This window comes from Microbacterium ginsengisoli, from assembly GCF_000956535.1.
Lineage (GTDB): Bacteria > Actinomycetota > Actinomycetes > Actinomycetales > Microbacteriaceae > Microbacterium > Microbacterium ginsengisoli.
This window is the reverse complement of record NZ_JYIY01000027.1, coordinates 1-6,675: the sequence shown is the minus strand read 5'-3', so window position 1 is coordinate 6,675 and position 6,675 is coordinate 1. Positions and strand designations below refer to the sequence as shown.

At 70.1% G+C, this 6,675-nt stretch carries 6 protein-coding genes; 3 read left to right on the top strand and 3 right to left on the bottom strand.

Features of this window, described 5'->3' with window-relative positions:
• Window positions 1–39 precede the first annotated feature (39 nt).
• Window positions 40–1,308, bottom strand: coding sequence for an extracellular solute-binding protein (locus RR49_RS00310; protein WP_045245736.1), 1,269 nt, complete (start codon window positions 1,306–1,308; stop codon window positions 40–42).
• 75 nt (window positions 1,309–1,383) lie between these two features.
• Window positions 1,384–2,562 carry an ROK family transcriptional regulator gene (locus RR49_RS00305; RefSeq protein WP_045245735.1) on the bottom strand — a complete coding sequence of 393 codons (1,179 nt, stop codon included), beginning with the start codon at window positions 2,560–2,562 and terminating at the stop codon, window positions 1,384–1,386.
• Between the two features lie 167 nt (window positions 2,563–2,729).
• On the opposite strand from RR49_RS00305, the gene RR49_RS00300 reads away from it, so the two are divergent.
• Together RR49_RS00300 and RR49_RS00295 are read left to right on the top strand one after the other, a co-directional pair.
• Window positions 2,730–3,194, top strand: coding sequence for a hypothetical protein (locus tag RR49_RS00300; RefSeq protein WP_045245734.1), 465 nt, complete (start codon window positions 2,730–2,732; stop codon window positions 3,192–3,194).
• Window positions 3,195–3,288: 94 nt separating this feature from the next.
• Window positions 3,289–4,707 (top strand): L,D-transpeptidase family protein, encoded by a 1,419-nt coding sequence (locus tag RR49_RS00295; RefSeq protein ID WP_045245733.1) that lies wholly within the window; start codon window positions 3,289–3,291, stop codon window positions 4,705–4,707.
• A gap of 69 nt (window positions 4,708–4,776) precedes the next feature.
• Here the strand turns inward: RR49_RS00295 and RR49_RS00290 are convergent, their stop codons facing one another.
• A complete protein-coding gene (locus tag RR49_RS00290) occupies window positions 4,777–5,994 on the bottom strand; it encodes an NADP-dependent isocitrate dehydrogenase (protein ID WP_045245731.1) in 1,218 nt (405 codons plus the stop codon).
• A 184-nt stretch (window positions 5,995–6,178) separates the two neighbouring features.
• On the opposite strand from RR49_RS00290, the gene RR49_RS00285 reads away from it, so the two are divergent.
• Window positions 6,179–6,631, top strand: a complete 453-nt coding sequence (locus tag RR49_RS00285) for a GNAT family N-acetyltransferase (RefSeq protein WP_045245730.1) — start codon at window positions 6,179–6,181, stop codon at window positions 6,629–6,631.
• The last annotated feature ends 44 nt before the right edge of the window (window positions 6,632–6,675 follow it).

Sequence of the window (6,675 nt, the reverse complement as noted above, 5' to 3'; positions counted from 1 at the left end):
GAACGGGGCGCCCCGCGATGCGGGGCGCCCCGGGGTGGGTCATCCGTTGAGGATGCTGTCGATCTGCTGGTCGAGCGCGGTCGCCAGGGTCTTCGCGTCGCCGCCGTTGGCCAGCTGCACGAAGAAGTCCTGCAGGATGCCCTTGGCCTCGACATCCGCCCACTTGGGCGAGGCCGGGGTGAGCTTCGCGTTGGCGGCCGCCGAGGCGATCACCTTCGCGAGCTCGGGCGTGGCCGCGGCGACCTGGCCGCCGAGCGAGGTGCGCGCCGGCACGAGCCCGGCCTTGGCGAGCAGGCCCTGGTAGTCGGTGCCGAGCATGATCTCGAGCGCCTTCTTGGCCAGGTCCTGGTGCTGCGACTTCGCCGCGATGCCGATGTTCGAGCCGCCCGCGAAGACGGGGGCGACGCCGCCGCTGACACCCGGGAGGGCGAAGTAGCCGGTCGTGTTGGCGAGGGCCGTGGGAGCCTTGTTCTCGTCCGCGACGATCGACCAGTACGCCCAGCTGGGGGCGGAGTAGGTCGCGGCCTTCTCGGTGCGGAAGGGCACCCAGCCGTCGGTCTCGTCGCCGTCCTTGGGGGCGAGCGAGGTCTTCATGAGCTCCTGCACCTGCTGGAGGCCCTTCACCGACGCGTCGCTCTCGAACTGGGCGGTCCACTTGCCGCTCGAGTCCTGCGTGGCGATGTCGCCGCCGTTCGCCCAGATGAACGGCAGCGCGTTGTACCAGTCCTTCCCGGGGAAGTACACGCCCGAGACGCCCGGGAGCTTCTGGGCGAGGGTCTGCGCGTTCGAGATGTACTGATCGAGCGTCGTCGGCACTGACACGCCCGCCTGCTGGTACTGGGCCGTGTTGTAGAACACGACGCGGGCACCGGAGTAGTACGGGGCGGCGTAGAGCGTGCCGTCGTACGTCCCGGCCTCGACGAAGCCGGGGAGCAGGTCGCTGCCGCCCAGCTGGTCCTTGATGTCGTCGAGCGAGGCGAGGGCGCCGCTCGAGGTGAAGGCGGCGGCCTGGGTGTTGCCCATCTCGACGATGTCGGGGGTGTCGTTCGACGACAGGCTCGTGGTGAGCTTGTCGACGAGGCCCGTCCACTGCTGCTGTTCGATGACGAGCGTCGAACCGGGGTTCTGCGCCTCGAACGTCTTCACGAGGTAATCGCGGGCTTCCTGGGGGGTGTCCGTTCCGACGAGCCAGACGCGGATCTGCGCAGGGCCGCTGGAGGTCGACCCGCCGCTGCCGCTGCCGGCGCAGCCGCTGAGCGCGAGGGCCGCGGCGCCGAGGAGGGCGACCGCTCCGAGGGACTTCTTCATGGGTGTCCTTCTGTGTTCTCTCTGGTGTGGTGGGTGGTGGCGACGGATGCCGCCTGCTTCCTGGTCGACCGCCGGCTACGAGACTCCGAGCCGGGCGGTCAGCACCATGACGGCGGCGCCGCGCAGGACGATGTCCGCGCCTTGCGCCGTCATCCGCACCCGCACGCCCTCATGGAAGGGCGCGAGCGTTCGGGTGCGGAGGGCCTCGGCGGTGGCCTGCGCAAGCACACCGCCGAGGAGTTCAGTGGGGCCGGAGAGCACGATCTCCGACAGGTCGAGCACCCCGACGACGGGGGCGAGCGCGATGCCGAGCCGTTCGCCCGCCTCACGCAGCACGGTGTCGCCCGCGGTCGGGTCGGCGGCGATGCGCGCCTCGATCGCGGGCACGGCGAGCCACGCCTCGAGGCAGCCGACCTTGCCGCAAGCGCACACGGGGCCGCCATCGGTGCCGACGGTGACGTGCCCGAGTTCGCCCGCGGCGAAGCGGGCGCCCCGCATGGGCTGACCCCCCGCGAGCAGTCCCGAGCCGACACCGCGTCCGACCTTGACCAGCAGCACGTCGTCGCCCGCGCCGCCGAACGTGTACTCGGCGAGCACGGCGGCGTTCGCGTCGTTGGCGACGAGCACGGGCAGGTCGAGGGCGGCGTTCAGGGCGCCCTCGAGGTCGAAGCCGGCCCATCCGAGGTTGGGGGCGGTGAGCACGACGCCGCGGTCGTCGACGACGCCCGGGGTGCCGACGCCGACGCCGAGCACGGGGGCGTGTGCCTCGCCGACGAGCTGGCGGGCGAGGTCGATGACGGTGGGGAGCACCTCGGCGGGGTCAGACGGATGCGGCCGCTCGGCGCGCGCGACGATGTCGCCGTCGAGGGTGAGCACCGCACCGAGGAAGACGTCGGCACCGGAGAGGTCGAGGCCGACGATGCGGTGCCCGTCGCGGTGGATGTCGACGAGGATCGCGGGCTTTCCGGGCCGGGAGTCCTCCCGCACGCCCTTCTCGATCATGAGCCCGTCGCCGATGAGCTCGGCGACGAGGTCGGAGATGGTGACGCGGGTGAGGCCGGTCTCCCGCGAGAGGTCGGCCCGGCTCATCGCGCCCTGGTGGTAGAGCGTCTGGAGGACGAGGGATCGATTGTGGGCGCGCGCGTGCTCGGGGAGCACTTTGACGCCCGACCGGAGGGCACGACCGGGGGCGAAGGCGAGAGCACTTGCTCCCTCGTGCCCGGAGGGGCTGCGCGGGACATCCGTCGTCGTCATGTTTGTTAGTACACCTTACGAACAAACTTGACGCAAGCATTTCCTTCCCGCGCCGCCGACGATTAACACAACCGTTACGTGGCCGTGCCGGCGCCACGGGCCTGTGGGGAACGATGCACACGCTCCCGCGCGAGCCCGTAGCCTGACCCGGTCTGGAGGTCAGAGACATGCCCGCTTCCCCCCGCCGCGGCGCCCGCAACGGCGCGGTCGCCGCACTCCTCCTCGTGGTCGCCCTCCTCGCCGCCGGGTGCACCGGAACCGCGGCGCCCGCCTCTTCCGGCACCGCTGTCGACCAGCCCGGCGACGCGGGCCAATCGACCGCCGAGGCCTGCGCGCTCGTCGCGTCGACGATCGCCGACGTGGGGAGCGGAGTCTCCGAGCAGAGCGACGCGGGGGCCGCGGCATCCGCTCTCGCCGACGCCTCGGCGCGGCTGCGCGACACCCAGCCGCAGATCACGAACGACGCGGTCGCGGCGGCCGTGGTGCCACTCATCGAGCTCTACGCGTCGGTCGGCGACGCCATGACCGCGATGGCCGCCGGCGACGCGAGCAAGCTCGACGACCTCGCCGGGCTCTCCGCCGACATGCAGGGCGCGCTCCGGCGGTTCGGCGAGGTCTGCGGCGTGTCCTGACCCCCTGCCCGGTGTGATGCGAATGTGACCTCACCGGGCGTTTCCCCTCCAGCCCCACGCGTACCATGGAGGCACGAATCGCAGGGGGTTGCCGATGTCCGACGAGTCCGCGCACACGCCGGAGCCCGAGTACGCCTGGGCGCCGGCCGAGCCGCCGCGTGCGCGCCGTCGCCTGGGCTGGTGGATCGGTGCGCCGGCCGTCGCGCTCGCCGTCGTCGCGGTCGTCGCCGCATCGCTCGTGCTCATCGCTCCGGGCACCGCCGTCGCCGGTGTCACCGTCGGCGGGATGACGCCGGGGTCCGCCGCCGCCGCCATCACCCAGCGACTCGCCGAGACCACGGTCGACATCACGACGTCGGCGGGCACCGTCTCGGTCACCGGTGCCGATCTGGGTGCGACGGTGAACGCCACCGAGATCGCCTCGTCGGTGTTCGAGACCCGCCCCGCATGGAACGTCACCCAGTGGAACGGCACCCCGGTCGCGGTCAACGTGACCGTCGACGCGGCAGCCGTGCACAAGGTGCTCGCGGCCGCGGCCCCCGACCAGAACACCGAGCCGACCGATGCATCGGTCGGCTTCGACAGCGCATCCGGCGCCTACACCGTGACCCCGGCGGTCGCAGGCTCCGGCCTCGACGCGACCGCCGTGACGGCCGCCCTCGTGAGCGCCTTCACCGACGGTCGCTCAGCGACGACGATCTCGGGCCAGCGCGTGCCGCTCAGCCCCGCGGTGACGACGGATGCCGCCACCGCCGTGGCCTCGAACCTCAACCATGTGCTCTCCACGGCCGGCTTCTATGTCGGCGAGGAGCGCACGGTCCCGCTCGACGCCGCGACGGTCGCCTCGTGGCTGACGGTGAGCGACGCGAACGGCGCCCTCACGGTGACCGCCGACCGCACCGGCATCCAGAAGGCCGTCGACGGACTCGCCGCGGCGGTCGACACCGCGCCCGTGAACGCCAAGATCATCACCGACCTCCAGGGCAAGCAGCTGGGCACCGAGAACGACGGCACGAATGGCCGCTCGATCGGCGACACCACCGGCATCGCCGCCGCCTTCGCGTCGCAGCTCGGGTCGGCCACCACATCCCCCGACGCCGGCGTCTACCGTCTCCAGGTCGCCGAGACCGCGTTCCAGACCGAGACGGTGAGCCGCAACATCGACGTCAACCTGACCACCCTCACCACGACGCTCTACGAGAACGGGCAGGTCGTCGCGAGCTACCCGGTCTCCCCCGGCAAGCCGTCCACGCCGACCTCGACGGGCAACTTCCGCATCTACGCGCACATCGCACTGCAGGACATGGGGTGCACGGCGACCTCGACCTATTGCACCAAGAACGTGCCGTGGGTCTCCTACTTCAACGGGGACGAGGCGCTGCACGGTGCCTACTGGCACAACGAGTTCGGCATCCGCGGCGTCAGCCACGGCTGCGTGAACATGCGCATCCCCGACGCGAAGTTCGTCTACACCTGGGCGCCGATCGGCACGCAGGTCAGCGTGCACTACTGAGCCCGGGTCGACCCCCGTCACGACGAAGGGGGCGGATGCCGCAGCATCCGCCCCCTTCGTCGTGACGTCTCAGGCGCCCAGGCGCGCCTTGAGGTTCGCGTCGATCGTCGAGAGGAAGTCCTCGGTGGTCTGCCAGGCCTGCTCAGGGCCGACGAGCATCGCGAGGTCCTTGGTCATGGCGCCCGACTCGACCGTGGTGATCACGACATCCTCGAGGGTGGCCGCGAACTCGATGAGGGGCTGGTTGCCGTCGAGCACGCCACGGTGCTGCAGGCCGCGGGTCCACGCGAAGATCGAGGCGATCGGGTTGGTGGAGGTGGGCTTGCCCTGCTGGTGCTGGCGGTAGTGACGCGTCACGGTGCCGTGCGCGGCCTCCGCCTCGACGATCTTGCCGTCGGGGGTGGTGAGCACGGAGGTCATGAGGCCCAGCGAGCCGAAGCCCTGCGCGACGGTGTCGGACTGCACGTCGCCGTCGTAGTTCTTGCACGCCCAGACGTAGCCGCCCTCCCACTTGAGCGAGGAGGCGACCATGTCGTCGATGAGGCGGTGCTCGTAGTGCAGTCCCTCGGCCTCGAACGCCTGCTTGAACTCAGCGTCGTAGACCTCCTGGAACAGGTCCTTGAAGCGGCCGTCGTAGGCCTTCAGGATCGTGTTCTTGGTCGAGAGGTAGACCGGGAACTTGCGCGCGAGACCGTAGTTCAGCGAGGCGCGGGCGAAGTCGCGGATCGACGCGTCGAGGTTGTACTGCACCTGGGCGACGCCGTCGCCGGGTGCCTGGTAGACCTCGAACTTCAGCGGCTCGCTGCCATCCTCGGGCGTGAACTCGACGGTCAGCGTGCCCTTGCCGGCGAAGCGGAAGTCGGTCGCGCGGTACTGGTCGCCGAAGGCGTGGCGGCCGATGATGATCGGCTTGTTCCAGCCCGGAACGAGACGCGGGATGTTGGAGATGATGATCGGCTCGCGGAAGATCACGCCACCGAGGATGTTGCGGATCGTGCCGTTGGGCGACTTCCACATCTTCTTGAGGCCGAACTCCTCGACGCGGGCCTCGTCGGGGGTGATGGTGGCGCACTTGACGCCGACACCGTGCTTCTGGATCGCGTGCGCCGCGTCGATCGTGACCTGGTCGTCGGTCGCGTCGCGGTGCTCGATGCCGAGGTCGTAGTACTCGAGGTTCACATCGAGATACGGGTGGATGAGGGAGTCCTTGATGAACTGCCAGATGATGCGGGTCATCTCGTCGCCATCGAGCTCGACGACCGTTCCCTCGACCTTGATCTTCTCCACCGGTGGATCCTCACTTCTCGTGCGCTTCTCAGACCGCGGACCAGCCTATCGCACGGAGAAAGTATCTCGATATCAAGAGAATTCATGGATGCCGCGACCCCCCGTGGCGGCGGCATCCGTGGCCTTCTTGTGAGGTTCGCACACAGGCGTTGGGACGCACCCGCACAGGGGCTAGCCTGTGACCATGGCCGACCTCCGTCTGGAAGAGCTCTCCGCCGCCACCATTGTGGCCGTGAACAATCTGTCGCTGAAACCCGGGCAGGAGCAGTTCCTCGCACCGGTGAGCTACGGCATCGCCGCGACCGTCGTGAACCCCACCACCACCTGGCAGCGCGTCGTGCTCGAGGGTGACGATGTGGTCGGTTTCGTGAGCGGCAACTTCGACCCGGACGCCCTCCAGGACCACTTCCGCTCGGTGCTCTGGCGCATCAACGTCGACGCCGACGACCAGGGCAAGGGCATCGGGCGGTTCGCCGTCGACGGCCTGCTCGCCGAGGCGCGCACGCGCGGCGCGAGCCGTCTCACCGTCATCTACGAGCCGGGCGACGGCGGCCCCGAGGCCTTCTTCCGCCGCGTCGGCTTCACCCCCGTGGGCGAGACCGAGTTCGGCGAGACGATCGCCGAGATCTCGCTCTGATCGGGCGGATGCCGCGGCATCCCCCCTCTCTCCCCTCTCTCCCC